Genomic DNA, 18,404 nt, shown 5'->3' with positions numbered 1-18,404 from the left:
TGAGCGAGGCGTTTTGTTGATTAGAAGCCTTGTTCCGTTCCGTGCACTGGCTCGTCCGAACCAACTTGATTGTCGCGAATCGAGTCATAGAACGTCGCATACGTTGTCGAGAAGTAAGGCCCGATAAAGAAGAACCCAATCCCTAATGTCAAAATACCGACGAGGAACCATCCGAAGAACGACAAGAAGAGCATGAATGCTTCCATCTTGTGCCCGTCCATGAGACGACGCGATTCCGTGATCGATTCGAGTGCCGAAAGCTCAGGCTGATCACGTAAGATATACGGCGTAAGCGAGTACGAGAATCCTTTGATGATTCCAGGTACGATGAGCAATAACGTCCACAATACGAGGAACACACCCATCACGAAAGACGTGATGACATGTTTCACATAACGTTTTTGGAACGGCTTGAACAATGTCGAGAGTGATGCACCATTTCCGCGTGATACGTTAAGCGCGAGCCATGACCAACCGATGGCAAGTGGCGCAATCAAGATTTGAAGCACGTTCGACACAAAACTTAACGTGACGTCTGTCGATGTGAGTGGCTCTGTAGAATTTGGGTCCACACTTGGAGCAAATCCTTGTGGAATCCCGTTGATGATCATGAACAAGAGCGCCAACCCAGCCATGAGCCACCATTTTCCTTTCAGTGCTTGTCGTGCATGTTGTTTCCATTCAGATCTCATTGTAACCCATCCTTTTTTATAGTCTTCTCTACAGTGTACGTGAAAAGGTTGAAGGACGTTTCAAAAAAACATAAAAAAAGGGAAAGGATTTTTCCCTTTCCGCTTAACGAATCATTACGTTACCTAAAAAGAACTGAGACATGGATAAGATCAACAAGAGGACTCCGAGCGAAAACGCTAGGTGAGATGTAACTTTGAAAACGCGACTCCGTAAAAAAGAGTGGCTGTATTCAAAGCGACGGACGATCAACACATGAATGAGTTCAAAAAGAATGACTGCCGCCGTAAAATAAAAGGTCATCATGATATGAAAGCCAAAAAAGAACATGGCTAGTATCCCTAGTCCGAGATTATGAATTCGATTATGGACATCATCCCGATCCCCGACGGTCGTTTGTACATGTTGCATCCAATCACCTCACTCTAAAAACCAAAACTACGTAGGTATCCTTAATGACAATTTATCACATTTTTCCAACCCTTAAACTCGAAGTCATGACTTTTTACCTAAACGAAATATTTGGAAATTAACTGTAATATAGAAATATAAAAAGTGCTGATTGCTCAGCACTTTACGCATTCGTCTCTTCAGTTTTGTTGAACTTCCGCTTCAACTTCAGTTTCTGCTTCGTTCCACCAAAGACAGGACCACTCTCTTCTTCGTTAATGTCCGTCTCTTTCTTCAGAACGAAATAAGGACATCCGAAATTACAATACTCGTATACATAGTCCATCACGTGATCAATCCGGTTCTCATACGTCGCTAACTTTGATTGCGGTTCATAGAACCCCTTCAAACGTAGCTGTCCGTGTCCCCAGTCACCGACAATATAGTCGTATTTATCAAGCACGTCACTATACCGTGCGATAAACGCTTCTTCATCAAATCCGTCGCGCTTCTCTTCTAAAACGGTATATCCGTGGCGATTCACTCGAATCATCGCTCCCACCTCCACTCTAATATCATAGCATGTCCCGCTATGACGGCTCTATCCTTTTCGAATGACCTCATGACGAGCGACAATCGTCTCTCGCAACACATCCCGTAGTAATTCCGGCATGAAATATCGCTTCGGCTGGTCTGCTAAGTATGGAAGGAGCGGTCCAAACGTCAACATATCGACCGTCGCGACGCGATATGTCCGATTCGGATCTAGCTTTTCTCCCATGACATAGTACTGACCGTCCCGCTGTTCGATTTGATAGTAACTCGGCTCGCCGAGTACGGTGCCTCTGAACCCTAGACCTCTGACGTGCATATTCGTGAACGTTTCCTCGTTTACGTCATGTAAAAATCGTTCGAGCGTCTTACCGTCAAGCGTCAGGACACATGGATTGATTGGATGTGGACAGATCCGATGCAACATGTTTAGCGTGACTTTTCCTGAAGCAAGACCGTCTAGGACGACTCCGGACGGAATGATCCCGACATCGGCTGCACACCATTCGACCATCCCCTCTACAAGCAACTCACCAAGCGGAGAATGCCCGAACCAATCAGATGCATATCCTTCCGTTTCTGCAATCGTGATATCGAGGAGGCGTTCGGCATCTGCCCCTTCTGTATCTAACAACGCCAACGTATCTGGACTATCTGATTGCTGTGACAGTTCGTGGAGGCGAGCTTCTTTTGAAACGACTCCTGACTCACCGAGCGTCAGCGTCACTTCCCCGACATACTTCCCATATTTTCCGGCTTGTGCAATGAGCACTCCGTTCGTCGTCACGCCTTCATCTAAAACGTGATGCGTATGGGCACCGAGGATGACGTCAATGTCAGGATACATGTCTGCTAATCGTTCATCCCCGAAGAAACCGAGATGACTGAGTGCGATGATGACATCACAATGTGCCAACCGCTCTAGCGCTCGCTTTGTCGCTTCGTAAGGCGATTCGATTTGCCAACCAAGTTCGGGATACAACTCTTCATAAGGGGCTGTGACACCAAATAAGCCAATTTTTAACCCATCACGTTCAAGAACAAGCGTTTCTTCGACCCAATCTGGTCGCGACCCGTCTGCTTCATACACATTCCCAAGCAAAATCGGGAACGTCGCCTCTTCATATAACTCGGCTAACCAATCGTGTGGAAACGTGATGCCTTCATTGTTTCCAATCGTGACGGCCGTCGGTTGAAGTCGCTCGAGTAAGCGAACGTTCAACTTCCCACGCGTCACTTCAGTCGCCGGATGTGTGCGATCGGCATGATCCCCTAAATCAAAGTAGAGGGTATCGTCTGTGCGACGTTCTTCTAGAAATGAAACAAGTTTCGGCCATTGGTCGAACTTTGAGTGAAGATCATTGTAATGAAAAATAGTAAGTTTCGTCACGGCCATCCCTTCCTTCTAAAACAGACTAATTTGTCTAGGTGCAAGCTCGTATTCGAGCCCAAGAATTTCAATCAAACGTTTGGCGTTCGGAGCCGCGTCCCCGGCCGAGTTGTTGTTAAAGTATACATACACATCTTTCGCTTCACGGTCAATCTCGCGGAGCGAGGCGGCGAGTTCCTGAAGTTCTTCCTCGCTATAGCGATATAGACAACGGACGTGCCGCCATTCTTGGCTCGTCATGCCCGGCTTTTTGAGCCAACCTGATGTATTACGTCCATGTAATCGAACGACGGCTACCTCAGGGTGCGTCACGACCGGCACGAACGGAATGCTACTCTCTTTCGTCTGGGGTTCATCACAAATCGTATTGATGAATCGCTGTTCCTTTAAAAATTGGAGCGTACGGTCCCGGAACGCTTCAGAGAACCAAGTCGGATTACGAAACTCGATGGCAATCTCATAATCAGAGAGTTCGGCACGGAGTGTTCGCAAATAGTCGAGATGTGGTTTCGATACGTCGAACCAAGGCGGAAGTTGGACGAGTACGGCACGTAACTTTCCTGCCTGTTTCAATGGGTCAACCGAAACACGATAACGCTCAAACAATTCAATAAGTGGCGTTTTCGGTTCACGGTCATGCCCGCTCATTTCCCGGGAAACTTTGACGACGAATTGGAAATGGTCCGGCGTCTCAGCATTCCACTTCTCGAAATTTTTCACGGGCTGTATCGCATAAAATGTCGAATCGACTTCAACGGTCGGGAAATGACCCGCGTACGTCGATAGTTTATGTTTTCGTTCCTCTGGGGTCGTATATAACAGATCGTGGTCACCCCACCCAGTCACACCAACGTAAATCATAGCGTCCTCCTTTATGACTCCGAAATGACGGTCGCTTTCCGTTTCGACCAGTTCCATGTGCCTGTATACGTAATGAGCAACAAGATCAGCCCCATGATGAACGGATAGCGCATATCAATATCAAACGCAATACCCGCGAGTGTCGGTCCTAAAATATTTCCGATGCTCATATAGGCGTTGTTCATCCCCATCGCGAGTCCCTGCTCGTTTCCGGCAAGTTTTGAGACGAGCGTGTTCAATACCGGGCGCAAGATAGACGTCGACAAGAAAATGACGAGTGTCACTGCAAAGAACAACATATACGTTCCCGCGAAGAGGGATAATAAGAAACCAAACGCCGCGAGCGCGATAAAGGCGAGGACGACTTTGACCTCTCCCATCAGCTCGACTAAGCGGTCTACCGCGAACAGTTGGACGATGACGCTGACGACGCCCGTTCCCGTCACCATGATCGCAATCTCTTGAGGCGTCGCGCTGAACATTTCACTGACGTATAATCCAAGCACTGATTCATACGCCATGAGTCCGAACGCCATGACTAAGTTGATCAATAACACGAAGAAGTATGGTTTACGTGTCGACATGACCAATTGTGTCGGTAATGATTCCTTTATTTTCGGTGCCACGTAAGGAGCACGGTCCGGTTCTTTTAAAAGAAGAACGGATGAGATGACAGCAATGAACGAAACGATTGCTGAGACGAGTAGTGGTGTCTTTAGCCCGAACTCGGCAAAAAATCCACCAATCCCTGGTCCGACGACAATTCCTAATGACATTGCCGCGGAAATATAACTGTTTCCTCGCGCTCGCTGTTCGAGCGTCGTGATATCCGCCACATAGGCAAAGATGGCCGGAATCAATAACGCGGCCCCGACTCCCCCAATGGCACGCGACACGAGCAGGATTGTTAAATTATCCGATAGGTAGAAGACACCCATCGAGATGGTAAATCCGATGAGACCTAAAATAATCATCAAGCGACGACCATAAACGTCTGCCCATTTCCCCGCAATCGGTGACATGACGAGCTGAGCACCCGCGAATACGGAAATCATCAATCCGGCAGCGGTTCCCCCTTCGCCAATCATCTTTAAGTAATCCGGAATAATCGGGATGATAATCCCGAAGCCGGCGACGGCGATAAACATATTTAACATGAGGATCGCCAATTGATTTTTTTGTTTTGTTGTCAACGCGTGTCACTTCCTTTTCATCTTTCCATTTTACTGTTTGAGCTCACATATGGGCAAACAATAAGACAGAAAAAAGCCCATCCTTGACCAAAGGATGGGCTAGACTTATGAGATGCGTGACTGAGCAAGTGATTCTTGCGATGCACCCTTCGGAAGAAGGAGTGTGATCACGTAGACGATCATCGTTGGAACCGCCCAAGCAAGACCGATTTCCGCCATTGGCAAGTTTGAGATCCAAGAAGTGACCGCAGACGGCTGGATTCCGTTCCACGTTTCAAACAACGAAAGAACGAGTGCCGTGTAAATCGTAGCCTTCATCGCCACACCAGGGTTGCGTTGAAGTCGTTCTGTCACCGACACGAGCACGAGCGCGATCATGACCGGATAGAGAAGCGTGAGAAGTGGGACCGCGATTTGGATCAACGTGCCCAATCCGACGAGTGAGATCAAATAGCCGAACAATGTAGTCGCGATGACGACATGGTGGTATTTGAGTGAATCAAACTGGTTGCTGATGAAGCGTGAGAACTCTGAGATGAGTCCGACCGCTGTCGTCAAACAAGCGAGGAAGACCGCTAACCCGAGAGCGAGCATTCCGACTTGTCCGTATGACGTACCAGCGAACGCTTGGAGAAGGCTTGCACCACTCGTTGTTCCTTCTGCGACCGTCATATTCGCACCGATCGATCCGAGCGAGATGTAGACGAGCATCAAACAGGTAACCGCGAGCATCCCTGCTGAGCGAAGGAGTGAAGACGCTTCTTTTTGGTCACTCAATCCATTAGCTTTCAACGTGACGAGGACGATTGCCCCAAAGACGAGGGCCCCGAATACATCCATCGTCAAATAACCTTGTTGGAAACCTTGGCCGAGTGCGCCAACCCATGTCTCAAATCCTTCTGCTGGAGCTCCTGGCTCCCCGAGTGGAGCGACAAGGTTCGTGATTCCAATCGCTGCGAGCAAGAACAAGAGGATTGGTGTGATGATTCGTCCGATGACTTCAATCAACTTTTGAGCACGAAGCGTCAAGAAGAACGTCAACCCGAAAAAGACGGTCGAACTCATCGCGAGTGTCAAAGTTGAAGGTGCGTCGAGAAACGGAACAAGTCCCATTTCATACGTGACAGCGGCCGTACGTGGGATTCCGAAGAATGGCCCGATGGCTACGTACATCAATCCCGTCAAGACGAGCGCGAGACGTTTAGGAATGTAACGAGCAATTTGGTCTGTTCCGCCGCCGACCCGAGCGACTGCGAACAAAGCAAGAAGTGGTAAACCGACACCCGTAATGACGAACCCGATCATCGCCGGTACGAGGTTTTCCCCCGCCAAGGCGCCGAGTTCTGGTGGGAACAGCAAGTTCCCGGCCCCAAAGAATAAAGCAAAAATCGTAAACGCTAACGGGAACAATGTCGATTTTTTCATACAACTACCTCCATACACTTGATATTCCGAACGAATTAACAAAAAAATAATAACTAAATTTTCTGACAATATATCGCTTGGTCTATTCCATTATACACACTTCCTATCGTTTGACCACCCCATCTCCAAAAATCGAGGTTTATTTTTTTGAAATGTGGATTTCACTAAAAATTCTCCTTCGACATGAAGGAGAATGTAAGCGTTTAATAGCGAATTTCGAACTTCCGGAATCCTTGATCATCTGTTTTCGCCTCGTCAATTCGCTCGACGCCGACGAAACGATTTCCGTCTTTTAAAGCTTTTTGAAATGACTCAATGTCTTCACTTGTGCCTTCAACATGAAGTTCGACCGTCCCGTCATTCAAGTTTCGCACCCATCCTTTGATTCCGTATTGGCGAGCGGACTCTTGGGAAAAGTATCGAAACCCGACGCCTTGGACACGTCCAGATACAATCAAATGTTTGGCGACTCTCATTCTATATTCCTCCTTTATTTTGACAAAGATGTTTAGAGGCCCTTACTTTAGGAAACAGTATTTAAGTAAAATAATGGAATTGGAGTGGTTATATGAATGCAGTTATCGATATCGTCACGAGTTTTTCGAATTGGCTTTGGGGCGTGCCAATCATCTCGTTACTCGTCTTGTCTGGTGTGTTTCTCACGATCAAACTTGGTTTCTTTCAGTTTCGCTATCCAATCTACATATTTAAGCAAACATTCGGCAGCATCTTTAAAAAACCAAAAGGTGAAGGCGACATAAGCCCGAGACAAGCCTTAACGTCAGCGCTCTCTTCAACAGTCGGGGCCGCGAACATCATCGGTGTACCTGCAGCGATCATGTTCGGGGGACCGGGTGCCATCTTCTGGATGTGGGTCATCGCCATCATCGGCATGGCCATCAAGTTCTCGGAGAGCGTACTGGCCGTGCACTATCGTGAAAAGAATGATGCCGGCGAATTTGTCGGTGGACCTGTCTACTACATATCAAAAGGCCTTCGTTGGAAATGGCTTGCGACTTGGTTCGCCTTTGCCCTCATGATCGAACTCATCCCGAGTATCATGGTACAGGGGAACGCTGTCAGCTCCGCAGTCCGTGAGACGTTCAACGGAAACACGCTCATCACCGGCATTGTCGTTGCCGTTCTTGTCGGCATCATCGTCTTCGGTGGTTTGAAACGGATTGCGAAAGTGACCGAGATCGTCGTTCCTGGAATGGCACTCGTCTACGTCGGAGCCGGACTCATCATCGTGTTGATGAACCTGTCTGAGATTCCAAACGTGCTCAGTCTTATTTTCTCTTACGCGTTCGAGCCGATGGCCGCGTTCGGTGGTTTCGCCGGAGCCGCAGTCGCCGAAACAATTCGTTGGGGCTTCGCCCGCGGTCTATACTCGAATGAAGCAGGTCTTGGGACGGCACCAATCGCCCATGCCGCTGCACAGACGGATCACCCGGTGCGCCAAGGATTCTGGGCGGTCATCGGAATCGTCATCGATACGTTGATCATTTGTAGTACGACAGCCTTCGTCGTCTTGTCTTCAGGCGTTTGGACGGCTGATGGGGCAATGGAAGACCCAGCAGCATTGACGACGATCGCCTTCCGTGAATACTTTGGGTATACGGGAAGTTTACTCGTCACCATCTCCCTTATTTTCTTTGTGCTCTCGACAATCATCGTCATTATCTTTTACGGCTCGCGTCAGGCGGAGTACTTGTTCGGTTTGACAGCAGGAAAAATCATGAAAGCCGTCTATATCGTCTCCATCGTCATCGGTTCGATCGGAGGGGCTCAAATGATTTGGAACTTCCTCGACTTGATGCTCGCGATGATCCTCATCCCGAACATGATTGCTGTATTGTTACTCAGTAGCGAAGTGAAGCGATTAACGACCGAATTCTTCACGTCCGAGAAGTACTATAAGAAAGATATCGCCGAAGAAGAGGCGTCTTAACCAACAATCCGACTGCTCACGCAGTCGGATTGTTTTAGGTTGCCGGTTCGACTTTCTCGATTCCAGCCTTGATGGCTTGTACCGAGGCGTCAAATTTCTGCTGTTCTTCGTCCGTCAATTCAATCTCGATAATCTTGCGAATACCGCTCCGGTCAATCAAGGCTGGTACGCCGATATGCACGTCACTCGCCCCATACTCGCCTTCTAAATGAGCCCCAATCGTGACGACGGAATTTTCATTTCGAACGATGGCCCGGATGATACGTAGCAAGCCGACCCCAATCGCATAATAAGCGGCACTCTTATACTCGATAATCTGATAAGCAGCGTCGCGTACATCTGTATAGATGGATTCCAAGTCCTCAAACTGATACTGTTCGTTCTCTGCCAACAGTTCATCGATACTCTTTCCATAGATGCGCGCGTTGTTCCATGCGACAAATCCCGTATCGCCATGTTCCCCCATATAGTAGGCGTGGCAGTTTCGTGGCGACAACTCGAAATAGTCTCCGAGCTTGTAACGGAGTCGCGCCGTATCGAGGACGGTCCCTGATCCGATGACACGTTCTTTTGGTAGACCCGATGCTTTCCAAGCGACATGCGCCATGACATCGACCGGGTTCGTCGCGACGACTAAGATGCCGTCAAATCCACTCTTCATCAAGTCTTGTGTCACGGTACGGACGACTTTCGCATTTTGCTCGACGAGGTCCATCCGTGTCTGCCCGAGTTTTTGCGCGGCTCCTGCCGTGATGACGACGATATCTGCATCTTTACAATCCGAATAGTCCCCTGCCCAGATTCGGACCGGTGTCGGGGCGAAGGAGATGCCGTGATTCAGGTCCATTGCCTCCCCTTCTGCTTTGGCATGATTCGAGTCGATTAAGACGAGCTCTTCACAAAGGGCTGCCGTTGACAATTGATAAGCAAAACTGACCCCGACCCAACCGGCACCGATGACGGCGATGCGAGTGATGTCTTTCGGGTCAATATCATCTTTATGCGGAATACGTGTCATATAGATCCTTCCTTTCTATATCATTCTCTTTTTAGCATACCCGACTCTTCCATCTTTAACGACAAAAGCCGCATGAAAAATACACGAATACATTAAATTTTATTGTACAAAAGGCGAGTGACCCAGCATCAATCGGGTCACTCGCCTTTTCTCTTTTCTAAGCTAAACTTAGTCAGAGGTTTTTCACTGTTTTGAAGCAATGTTAAGATCTTACTTCAAAGATTTTTAAAAATACAATATACGGACAATTTTTAATATACTCCATAATGAGACAAATGAATATGTTGCCACAATACTCCAGTACAATTTGGGATTACTGAGCTTTTCAAAGTAATAAACACTTAAAAATGTAATAAAAACAGAAAATACTGGAGCCCAAAAAAGAGCTGAAAGAAACAGTAGTGCAAAATTTTTAGTTGGAATGAATAAAATTAACTCATCAATTAAAATCCACCAAAAAATAAACGAAAGAAATATAAATAAAATTTTTTTCAATATAACCTCCATAAGCAACGATATTCGTTATGACTACTTTTATTTATTAAATATCCTACTTCGATTCAAAGATTCCTGTATTCCGAACATAACCAAAAATTTGAATCGTCTCACTTTCCAGAATGAACGGAATTTTTTCTCTCTCTAAAATTGAAATGAGTTCGGTGGACATATCACAAACATCTGGGTCAAGAATCACTCCCTTATAGAGCAGTACGCTTGGTCGCAAACGAATCCATTCGATTGAGCGTAAACGGGATTCCAGCCAAATCTCATCCCACTCTCCCCACGATATTTCATACTCGGATAACAAATCACTTGGAAATAACGTATCCTCCCCTAAGTATTTCATTTGATACGGCGGCGCATACGTCAACGCTTCAGAGACAGCTCGATTGAGACGTTGCCATTTTGTCTCGTTCATTACCGATGTCAATTGGTGTCTCTCTATGTATTGCAGTTCTTCTCGTCGGTTCATGCTGTTGAACCTTCTATCATAAGCACTAATTTTTCAATCGTTCGTAATACTTCTTTACGATTCTGCTTGCGTTTCATCCAAGCGGGTAATCGACTTTCGAGACTACGGTTCGTTCCCTCGCTCGTCCGAATCTTTGCCTCGATATAATCCTTAATATAGTTGAGGTGTTCACGGTTGTAAGCCCATAACACATGACCACAACAACCTGTTTGTAAAAATAGCGGCAAACCAAAATGAACATCGATTGGTTCTCCGACGTACTTCGTACCGCTCTCCTTCATTTGCAAATGACCGCAATGAAGACAACTGAGGCGCACCTCATCATTCTTCTCCCACACATCAGCCTGTCCCCCACATCTCGGACAAATGATAAGCATGGGATTCATGAATGAATAAATCTCTCGGCTCTCTACTAAAAATCGATGGGTCACGTTATCGCCTCCTTATTTCATTATACAAAAAACCAGCGAAGCTTCGCTTCGCTGGTTTCAAAGTCACGATTATCCAATCGAACCTTCCATCTCGAACTTGATGAGACGGTTCATTTCGACCGCATATTCCATTGGCAATTCTTTTGTGAATGGCTCGATGAAGCCCATAACGATCATTTCTGTCGCTTCTTCTTCCGAGATTCCACGGCTCATGAGGTAGAAGAGTTGCTCTTCTGACACTTTTGAGACTTTCGCTTCGTGCTCGAGCGACACTTGGTCGTTCAAGATTTCGTTGTACGGGATTGTATCTGACGTTGACTCGTTGTCCATGATGAGCGTGTCACACTCGATGTTCGAGCGCGCGCCCTTCGCCTTACGGCCGAAGTGGACGATTCCACGATACGATACTTTTCCGCCTTGCTTCGAAATCGATTTCGAGACGATTGACGAAGACGTGTTCGGTGCGAGGTGAATCATTTTCGCTCCAGCGTCTTGGTGCTGTCCTTTACCAGCGAGGGCGATTGAGAGTGTCATCCCACGTGCGCCTTCCCCTTTCAAAATGACAGCTGGGTATTTCATCGTGAGTTTCGATCCGATGTTTCCATCGATCCACTCCATTGATCCACCCGCTTCACAGACTGCACGTTTCGTTACCAAGTTGTAGACGTTGTTCGCCCAGTTCTGGATTGTCGTGTAACGGCAGTATGCATCTTTGTTGACGAAGATCTCAACGACCGCTGAGTGAAGCGAGTTCGTTGTGTAAACCGGTGCCGTACATCCTTCGACGTAATGAACCGATGCGCCTTCGTCGACGATGATGAGCGTACGCTCGAACTGACCCATGTTTTCCGAGTTGATACGGAAGTAGGCTTGAAGCGGTTGCTCGAGTTTTACACCTTTTGGTACGTAGATGAACGAGCCACCCGACCAAACAGCTGAGTTGAGGGCCGCGAACTTGTTGTCTGTCGGCGGAATCAACTTACCAAAGTACTCTTTGAAGATTTCTTCGTCTTCTTTGAGTGCTGTGTCTGTATCTTTGAAGATGACACCTTTGGCTTCGAAGTCTTCTTGCATGCTGTGGTAGACAACCTCAGACTCATACTGAGCCGAGACACCTGCCAAGTATTTTTGCTCTGCTTCTGGGATACCGAGCTTGTCAAACGTACGTTTGATTTCTTCTGGTACCTCATCCCATGAGCGTTCTGTCTTTTCAGATGGTTTGACATAGTAAGTGATTTCGTCGAAATCAAGTGCCGAGAGGTCTCCGCCCCATGTCGGCATCGCCATCTTGTTGAAGTGATCCAACGACTTCAAACGGAAGTCGAGCATCCATTGTGGCTCTTCTTTCATGCGCGAGATCGTCTCTACGATTTCTGTCGTCAAGCCGCGGCCTGAACGGAAAATCGAAACGTCCCGATCATGGAAGCCGTATTTATAATCGCCAATTTCCGGCATGTTCTTTGCCATATCGGTCTCCTCCTTCTCCTTACGCGTCCTCGTCTACTCCTTTTTCAAGCGCCTTCCACGCGAGCGTGGCACACTTGATTCGAGCCGGGAATTTCGATACGCCTGAGAGCGCCTCGATATCACCGAGGTCAAACGTATCCGTGTCGTACTCTTTGCCTTGAACCATTTCAGAGAAGATGTTAGCGAGTTGAAGCGCCTCTTCTACTGTTTTTCCTTTGACGATTTGGGTCATCATCGATGCCGAGGCGAGACTAATCGAGCAGCCTTCTCCTTCAAACTTCGCATCTTTGACGATGTCGTCTTCGACTTGTAGTTGAAGACGAAGCGAATCCCCACATGTCGGGTTGTTCAAGTCCACCGTCACGCCATCTTCGATGACGCCACGGTTTCTTGGGTTTTTATAGTGATCCATGATGACCTGGCGGTACAACATGTCGAGATTATTAAAACTCATAATTGAAATACTCCTTCGTTTGACGTAATCCCTCGATGAAACGGTCGACCTCTTCTTTTGTGTTGTACAAATAGAAGCTCGCCCGTGCCGTCGATGATTGCTTCAAAAGACGCATGAGTGGTTGTGCACAGTGGTGACCGGCACGAACCGCGATGCCTTGCATATCGAGAACGGTCGCGAGGTCATGCGCATGCACGTCCTTCAAGTTGAACGTAACGAGACCGACGCGATCTTCAGGACCGTAAATCTCGATCCCTTCAATCGTTTTCATCTGCTCGATCGCGTAAGACGCGAGTTCACGTTCGTGTGCTTCGACGTTCTCAAGCCCGATTTCTTCTAAGAAATCGATGGCTGCCGCAAGTCCGACCGCCCCAGCAATGATTGGTGTTCCCGCTTCGAAGCGGTACGGAATGTCTTTCCACGTCGATTCATACAAATCGACATAGTCGATCATCTCGCCACCGAACTCGACCGGTTCCATGTTTTTGAGAAGTTGTTTCTTCCCGTATAAGACACCGATTCCAGTCGGTCCGAGCATCTTATGTCCAGAAAAGGCAAGGAAGTCACAGTCGAGCGCTTGAACGTCCAGTTTACGATGCGGTGCACTTTGTGCGGCATCGACGACCATGACGGCACCTTTCTCATGCGCGAGTCGAGCGACTTCGGCAATCGGATTGATTGTACCGAGCACGTTTGAGACGTGGCTCATCGCGACAATTTTTGTCCGGTCCGATAAGACGGCTTGAACGGCATCCAGTGTGACACGTCCGTCCGGCGTGAGTTCGACGTAACGAAGCGTCGCGCCTTTGCGCTTGGCAAGTTGTTGCCACGGAATCAAGTTCGCATGGTGTTCCATCGGAGTGAGGACGATTTCGTCGCCTTCACCGACATTTGCATCTCCGTAGCTCGATGCGACCAAGTTGATGGCCGTCGTCGTCCCACGTGTGAAAATGATTTCTTCAGGAACCGCCGCATGGATGAAAGAACGGACGCGTTCGCGTGCTCCTTCATACGCATCCGTCGCTTGCGTCCCGAGCGTATGGACGCCACGATGCACGTTCGAATGATTGCGACGATAATAGTCCTCGATCGCCTCGATGACAGCGAGCGGCTTTTGTGAGCTCGCCGCGCTATCAAGATAAACGAGCGGGTGTCCATTGATTTCCTGATCTAAAATCGGAAACTGTTCACGAATCGAGGCGTTCAACATCTTAACGTACTTTCCCTTCGATGACTTCGCGGAGACGGTCTTTGACCGAATCGATTGCGAGTTCTTCGACGACAGGCGTCAAGAATCCGTGGATGATTAAACGCTCTGCCTCTTGGCGAGACAAACCACGGCTCATCAAGTAGTACAATTGAACATCATCGACACGGCCGACTGATGCCGCGTGACCTGCCATAACATCATCTTCATCGATGAGAAGAATCGGGTTGGCATCCCCACGTGCTTTTTCAGAGAGCATCAAGACGCGCTCTGTTTGAACACCGTTCGATTTTGACGCGCCGTGGTGGATCATCGATGTCCCGCTGAAAATCGCAGTGGCTGCGTCTTTTTGGACACCGTGAATCAAGATGAACCCTTCAGATGCTTTTCCGAAGTGGTCGGTACGGATGTTGAAGTTTTGTTTTTGTGCACCGCGACCGATTGTCACAGCTTTTGTATCCGAATACGTGTTGTCTCCGACGAGGTGAGTCTTCGTCTCGACGACCGAGTTCCCGTCATTCATGTGACCGAGCGCCCAATCGAGGCGACCGTTCGCATAGACGACACCGCGACGGTTCATGAACGTGAGGGCTGATTCAGCGAGCTGATCGACACCACCGAAGACGACTTTCGCGTTCTCTCCAGCGAATACTTCCGTCACGACGTTGACCGTGTGCGGTTCGTTCGTACCAGAGAGGAAGTTTTCGATGTATGTCACTTCACTGCCTTCGTCAGCGACGAGGATCGTGTGGTGATAGAGGGCACCGTTCGCCTGTTCCATCGTGAAGATGGCTTGAAGCGGATCTTTCAATTGTGTGTTTTTCGGTACGTAGATGAACGCCCCACCGTTTGTGAGGGCAGCGTTCAACGCCGAAAGACGTTCTTCATCGACACGTACGCCTTCCGTCATGAAGTATTTCTCAACAAGCTCAGGATGTTGCTCCATCGCTTCTTTGATTCCCATGAACAAGACGCCTTCTGGCATCGACAATTCGTTATAGACGACATGACCGTTGCGTTCAACGAGCACGTTTGTCCGGTGGTCTCCGAGAAGTGATTCGATGTCAGCCGTCAAACCGTCTTTCGGTTCGAGATTGACATCACCCGCTGCGAAGTCCCATTTATCAATCTTAATCTTTTCAACTTTTGGCAAAGCAAGTGTCGGCGCAAGTTCTGCTGCCTCTTTACGTCGGTTGACCATCCATGCTGGTCCGCCGAGCGCTTCTGCACGTGCCGACAACGCTTGTGCATCCAATTCAAATTGTACGGTCATCGTACAGCCTCCTTACGCTTCTGTGTCTACTGTCATTCCGAGTTCTTGCTTCACCCAGTCGTAACCTTCTGCCTCGAGTCGCTGTGCGAGCTCTTTGCCACCAGACATGACGATTTTACCTTCCATCATGATGTGTACGAAGTCTGGTTCGATATAGTTGAGGAGACGCTGATAGTGCGTGATGATCAAGCAGCCGAACTCTTCTGAACGCATTTCGTTGACACCTTTTGCGACAACTTTAAGCGCATCGATATCAAGACCTGAGTCGATTTCATCCAAGATGGCGATGTTCGGTTGGATCATCATCATTTGAAGAATTTCGTTACGCTTCTTCTCACCACCTGAGAATCCTTCGTTTAAGTAACGGTGTGCCATTTCTGAAGGGATTTCGAGAAGTTCCATCTTCGCATCGAGTTCACGGATGAACTTCATGAGTGAGATTTCTTGACCTTCTTCACGACGTGAATTGATTGCTGAACGCAAGAAGTCTGCGTTTGTCACACCGCTGATTTCAGCCGGGTACTGCATCGCAAGGAACATTCCTGCTTGTGCGCGCTCGTCGACTTCCATCTCGAGGACATCTTCGCCGTTTAATTCGACGCTTCCCCCAGTGACCTCATAAAGTGGATGACCCATGAGTGCTGATGCGAGTGTTGATTTACCAGTCCCGTTTGGACCCATGATGGCATGAATTTCGCCACCTTTAATTTCTAGGTTAAGACCTTTGACAATCTCTTTTCCTTCGATTGAGACGCGGAGGTCATCAATTTTCATTTGTGGTACGTTAGACATTCGGATACCCCTTCCGTATTTTCTCGCCATAGTGAATGGCGTAGATTAGATATATTCTAATCTTAGACTAGTCATTTTTTTATTTCAAGCGACTCACCTTAGAATTCATTCTCAATAGAATGATAAAAGTTGAGAATGCTAATAGTAGGAAATCAAGACATTATCCGGCATTCTCTTCGACAAGTGCGAGGACGGCTTTCCGCTCCCTCACAGCAGCCGCGAAGAAGAAGGCACCACATCCCGTCAACACCGCCAAACTTCCGAACACCGGAAGCGATGATTGGCCAAACGTATCGAGTAACACCCCACCGATAATCGGTCCGATTGTTTGACCGAGTGACGTCAATCCCATCGCCCCAAAATAAGTTCCCCGTAAATGTTCGGGAGCCAGTTCATCCGTCAATACATCTGTCATCGTGAACATCAACACTTCGCCGACCGTGAAAATGGCCATCGCAACGAATAACACCCACTCCACTGTCGCAAATCCGATGAGCAAGAGTCCGAACGACAATGTCGAGATTCCAAAAAAGAGTGACTTGATCGGAGAGACACGAATCCCGAAACGCATAATCGGATACTGGACGATGAGCACCGTGACGGCGTTCGTCGTCAATAAGTAAGCGAACAATCTCGAACCGTCTTCTAACCCGTCGCTTAATGCGATGAATTGAGGAAGTGTCGAATTGAATTGACTGTAACCAATAATTGCAAAGATCATTCCGATGATGACCGCACGGAATGTCCGGTCGTCTCGTAGGACGCGAAACGTCTCCGTCAAACGTGGCCGTGCCTTGACCCCGTCTCCCTCTTCAAACGGATACTTATAAAACAGGATCGAGATGATGATTCCATACAATATGTATACTGCCGTCACGACAAAGAATGCGGTCTTTACACCGGTGAGCGATAAGACGACCGCCAAGAGTGGCCCGATGGCCGCGGCGATATTGATCATGAAGTAACGGACGTTGTAGACGATGACCCGTTGGTCTGCCTGCGTCGTGTCACTGATGAGTGCCCGCGAAGCCGGTTCTAAGAAAGATCGCGACATGCCCATCAACATCGATAACATATAAAACCAAAACAGTTCGGTCGCGAGCGCGAGACCAGCGAACGTGACGGCATTGAGCACGATGCCAATCAACATGAGCTGTTTTCGCCCATATCGGTCAGAGAGTGTCCCCCCAAAGAAGCTCATGAACAGACCCGAAAGTGCCGTCACGGCAAAGATCGTTCCAATCACACTCGCCGAAAAGCCGAGCGTGGCCAGATAGATCGCAAAAAATGGCATGACGAAAAACGTCGCCAGTCGTGCAAAAAACATCCCGAACAGGACGCCCCACGTCAGTGGATGAATCTGTCTGAGCTTCATCCAAATCCCCCCTTTTCTTTCATATATGTAGTGTACTTCTCTTTATGAAAGAACACTAGACAAAAAAAGACCCAGGGGATGACCCCTGAGTCGAGACTGCTTATTGTTGTACCGGTACGACCGCACCTTTGTATTCGTCTAAGATCCACTGTTGTGTCTCTTCAGAAGTCAATACTTCGAGGAGTGCTTTGACGCGCTCATCTTCTTCGTCCCCTTCACGTGTGACGATCAGGTTGACGTATGGTGAGTCCTCGCCTTCAAGTGCGATGGCATCTTCAAGTGGGTTGAGACCTGCGTCGATTGCGTAGTTCGTGTTGATGAGGACCGCATCGCCTTCTCCGTTGTTGTAAGCTGTCGGAAGAAGTGCTGCTTCAACGTCTGTTTTGAACTTCAAGTCTTTCGGATTGTCAATGATGTCAGAGACTGTCGCATCGACCGTCTTGCCTTCAGCAAGTGTGATGAGACCTTCTGATTGGAGCATCGTGAGAATTCGTCCGTGGTCAGCGACCGATGAACTCATGATGATTTCTGCGCCTTCAGGAAGTTCGTCGAGCGATTTGTATTTTTGTGAGTACACACCGATTGGCTCGATGTGAACGCCACCCGCAGATGCGAATTTATAGTCTTTGTTTTCAGCCATTTGTGACTTGAGGTATGGCTCGTGTTGGAAGTAGTTCGCATCGAGCTCACCGCTTGCGAGCGTCTTATTCGGAAGCACGTAGTCTTGGAACTTCTTGATTTCGAGTTTGTAGCCTTTTGCTTCATATTCTTCTTGTACGTGCTCTAAAATCTCAGCGTGCGGTACGTTCGACGCACCGACAATCAATGTTTTTTCATCGCCAGAACCTGTTTCTGCCTCTTCTCCGCCGCAAGCCGCGAGAACTGTGAATGCTGATAAAGCTGTCAATCCGAGTACTGTTTTCCAAGTTTTCATTATGAATCCCTCCAAATGGTGTATGTGT

Annotated in this window: 19 protein-coding genes; 1 reads left to right on the top strand and 18 read right to left on the bottom strand. The window is 48.2% G+C overall.

The window, feature by feature from the left end; translation table 11 throughout:
- Positions 1–20: 20 nt before the first annotated feature.
- The 8 genes from KNO92_RS03255 to KNO92_RS03220 form a co-directional block, all read right to left on the bottom strand.
- Positions 21–692, bottom strand: coding sequence for a DUF975 family protein (locus tag KNO92_RS03255; RefSeq protein WP_214760112.1), 672 nt, complete (start codon positions 690–692; stop codon positions 21–23).
- Positions 693–795: 103 nt separating this feature from the next.
- Entirely contained in the window at positions 796–1,101 is a 306-nt protein-coding gene (locus KNO92_RS03250) for a hypothetical protein (protein ID WP_074033530.1), read from the bottom strand.
- Between the two features lie 163 nt (positions 1,102–1,264).
- Positions 1,265–1,633 carry a YutD family protein gene (locus KNO92_RS03245; RefSeq protein ID WP_074033531.1) on the bottom strand — a complete coding sequence of 123 codons (369 nt, stop codon included), beginning with the start codon at positions 1,631–1,633 and terminating at the stop codon, positions 1,265–1,267.
- Positions 1,634–1,681: 48 nt separating this feature from the next.
- Entirely contained in the window at positions 1,682–3,028 is a 1,347-nt protein-coding gene (locus KNO92_RS03240; protein WP_214693463.1) for a bifunctional metallophosphatase/5'-nucleotidase, read from the bottom strand.
- Positions 3,029–3,037: 9 nt separating this feature from the next.
- Positions 3,038–3,883, bottom strand: coding sequence for a DUF72 domain-containing protein (locus KNO92_RS03235; RefSeq protein ID WP_214693465.1), 846 nt, complete (start codon positions 3,881–3,883; stop codon positions 3,038–3,040).
- 11 nt (positions 3,884–3,894) lie between these two features.
- Entirely contained in the window at positions 3,895–5,076 is a 1,182-nt protein-coding gene (locus tag KNO92_RS03230) for an MFS transporter (RefSeq protein WP_214693467.1), read from the bottom strand.
- Positions 5,077–5,181: 105 nt separating this feature from the next.
- Positions 5,182–6,501 carry a branched-chain amino acid transport system II carrier protein gene (gene brnQ / locus KNO92_RS03225; RefSeq protein ID WP_214760110.1) on the bottom strand — a complete coding sequence of 440 codons (1,320 nt, stop codon included), beginning with the start codon at positions 6,499–6,501 and terminating at the stop codon, positions 5,182–5,184.
- A gap of 203 nt (positions 6,502–6,704) precedes the next feature.
- Positions 6,705–6,977: an acylphosphatase gene (locus tag KNO92_RS03220; RefSeq protein ID WP_214760108.1), complete on the bottom strand. Its 273-nt coding sequence runs from the start codon at positions 6,975–6,977 to the stop codon at positions 6,705–6,707.
- Between the two features lie 92 nt (positions 6,978–7,069).
- Here KNO92_RS03220 and KNO92_RS03215 point away from each other — a divergent pair, with 92 nt between their 5' ends.
- Positions 7,070–8,452, top strand: a complete 1,383-nt coding sequence (locus KNO92_RS03215; RefSeq protein WP_214760106.1) for an alanine/glycine:cation symporter family protein — start codon at positions 7,070–7,072, stop codon at positions 8,450–8,452.
- A 34-nt stretch (positions 8,453–8,486) separates the two neighbouring features.
- On the opposite strand, the gene KNO92_RS03210 is transcribed toward KNO92_RS03215, so the two are convergent.
- The 10 genes from KNO92_RS03210 to KNO92_RS03165 form a co-directional block, all read right to left on the bottom strand.
- Positions 8,487–9,470: an L-lactate dehydrogenase gene (locus KNO92_RS03210; RefSeq protein ID WP_214760104.1), complete on the bottom strand. Its 984-nt coding sequence runs from the start codon at positions 9,468–9,470 to the stop codon at positions 8,487–8,489.
- A gap of 550 nt (positions 9,471–10,020) precedes the next feature.
- Complete coding sequence (locus KNO92_RS03205; protein ID WP_251126887.1) at positions 10,021–10,443, bottom strand: DUF6678 family protein; 423 nt, start codon at positions 10,441–10,443, stop codon at positions 10,021–10,023.
- Positions 10,440–10,874: a hypothetical protein gene (locus tag KNO92_RS03200; protein WP_214693476.1), complete on the bottom strand. Its 435-nt coding sequence runs from the start codon at positions 10,872–10,874 to the stop codon at positions 10,440–10,442. The genes KNO92_RS03205 and KNO92_RS03200 overlap by 4 nt, the downstream gene beginning before the upstream one ends.
- 69 nt (positions 10,875–10,943) lie before the next feature.
- Positions 10,944–12,341: a Fe-S cluster assembly protein SufB gene (gene sufB, locus KNO92_RS03195; protein ID WP_047795116.1), complete on the bottom strand. Its 1,398-nt coding sequence runs from the start codon at positions 12,339–12,341 to the stop codon at positions 10,944–10,946.
- 19 nt (positions 12,342–12,360) lie between these two features.
- Positions 12,361–12,795, bottom strand: a complete 435-nt coding sequence (gene sufU, locus KNO92_RS03190) for a Fe-S cluster assembly sulfur transfer protein SufU (RefSeq protein ID WP_026825487.1) — start codon at positions 12,793–12,795, stop codon at positions 12,361–12,363.
- Entirely contained in the window at positions 12,785–14,005 is a 1,221-nt protein-coding gene (locus KNO92_RS03185) for a cysteine desulfurase (RefSeq protein ID WP_031422927.1), read from the bottom strand. The genes sufU and KNO92_RS03185 overlap by 11 nt, the downstream gene beginning before the upstream one ends.
- A 1-nt stretch (position 14,006) precedes the next feature.
- Positions 14,007–15,275 (bottom strand): Fe-S cluster assembly protein SufD, encoded by a 1,269-nt coding sequence (gene sufD / locus KNO92_RS03180; protein WP_214693478.1) that lies wholly within the window; start codon positions 15,273–15,275, stop codon positions 14,007–14,009.
- A 12-nt stretch (positions 15,276–15,287) separates the two neighbouring features.
- Positions 15,288–16,049 (bottom strand): Fe-S cluster assembly ATPase SufC, encoded by a 762-nt coding sequence (sufC, locus tag KNO92_RS03175; protein ID WP_214694014.1) that lies wholly within the window; start codon positions 16,047–16,049, stop codon positions 15,288–15,290.
- Between the two features lie 178 nt (positions 16,050–16,227).
- Entirely contained in the window at positions 16,228–17,442 is a 1,215-nt protein-coding gene (locus KNO92_RS03170) for an MDR family MFS transporter (RefSeq protein ID WP_214760102.1), read from the bottom strand.
- Between the two features lie 100 nt (positions 17,443–17,542).
- Positions 17,543–18,376 carry a MetQ/NlpA family ABC transporter substrate-binding protein gene (locus tag KNO92_RS03165; RefSeq protein ID WP_214693484.1) on the bottom strand — a complete coding sequence of 278 codons (834 nt, stop codon included), beginning with the start codon at positions 18,374–18,376 and terminating at the stop codon, positions 17,543–17,545.
- Between the last annotated feature and the right edge of the window lie 28 nt (positions 18,377–18,404).

This window comes from Exiguobacterium sp. s129 (assembly GCF_018617585.1).
GTDB classification, from domain to species: Bacteria; Bacillota; Bacilli; order Exiguobacteriales; family Exiguobacteriaceae; genus Exiguobacterium; species Exiguobacterium aestuarii_A.
Note: the sequence above shows the minus strand (reverse complement) of the source record. Positions and strands in the feature narration are given on the sequence as shown.

Bases quoted from the DNA above. Each gene is read 5' to 3' on its own strand.
- KNO92_RS03210 (WP_214760104.1), bottom strand. From the start codon at position 9,470: ATGACACGTATTCCGCATAAAGATGATATTGACCCGAAAGACATCACT.
- KNO92_RS03240 (WP_214693463.1), bottom strand. From the start codon at position 3,028: ATGGCCGTGACGAAACTTACTATTTTTCATTACAATGATCTTCACTCA.
- sufB (WP_047795116.1), bottom strand. From the start codon at position 12,341: ATGGCAAAGAACATGCCGGAAATTGGCGATTATAAATACGGCTTCCAT.
- KNO92_RS03235 (WP_214693465.1), bottom strand. From the start codon at position 3,883: ATGATTTACGTTGGTGTGACTGGGTGGGGTGACCACGATCTGTTATAT.
- KNO92_RS03165 (WP_214693484.1), bottom strand. From the start codon at position 18,376: ATGAAAACTTGGAAAACAGTACTCGGATTGACAGCTTTATCAGCATTC.
- brnQ (WP_214760110.1), bottom strand. From the start codon at position 6,501: ATGAAAAAATCGACATTGTTCCCGTTAGCGTTTACGATTTTTGCTTTA.
- sufC (WP_214694014.1), bottom strand. From the start codon at position 16,049: ATGAAAATTGATGACCTCCGCGTCTCAATCGAAGGAAAAGAGATTGTC.
- sufU (WP_026825487.1), bottom strand. From the start codon at position 12,795: ATGAGTTTTAATAATCTCGACATGTTGTACCGCCAGGTCATCATGGAT.
- KNO92_RS03220 (WP_214760108.1), bottom strand. From the start codon at position 6,977: ATGAGAGTCGCCAAACATTTGATTGTATCTGGACGTGTCCAAGGCGTC.
- KNO92_RS03185 (WP_031422927.1), bottom strand. From the start codon at position 14,005: ATGTTGAACGCCTCGATTCGTGAACAGTTTCCGATTTTAGATCAGGAA.
- KNO92_RS03255 (WP_214760112.1), bottom strand. From the start codon at position 692: ATGAGATCTGAATGGAAACAACATGCACGACAAGCACTGAAAGGAAAA.
- KNO92_RS03245 (WP_074033531.1), bottom strand. From the start codon at position 1,633: ATGATTCGAGTGAATCGCCACGGATATACCGTTTTAGAAGAGAAGCGC.
- KNO92_RS03250 (WP_074033530.1), bottom strand. From the start codon at position 1,101: ATGCAACATGTACAAACGACCGTCGGGGATCGGGATGATGTCCATAAT.
- KNO92_RS03170 (WP_214760102.1), bottom strand. From the start codon at position 17,442: ATGAAGCTCAGACAGATTCATCCACTGACGTGGGGCGTCCTGTTCGGG.
- sufD (WP_214693478.1), bottom strand. From the start codon at position 15,275: ATGACCGTACAATTTGAATTGGATGCACAAGCGTTGTCGGCACGTGCA.
- KNO92_RS03205 (WP_251126887.1), bottom strand. From the start codon at position 10,443: ATGAACCGACGAGAAGAACTGCAATACATAGAGAGACACCAATTGACA.
- KNO92_RS03215 (WP_214760106.1), top strand. From the start codon at position 7,070: ATGAATGCAGTTATCGATATCGTCACGAGTTTTTCGAATTGGCTTTGG.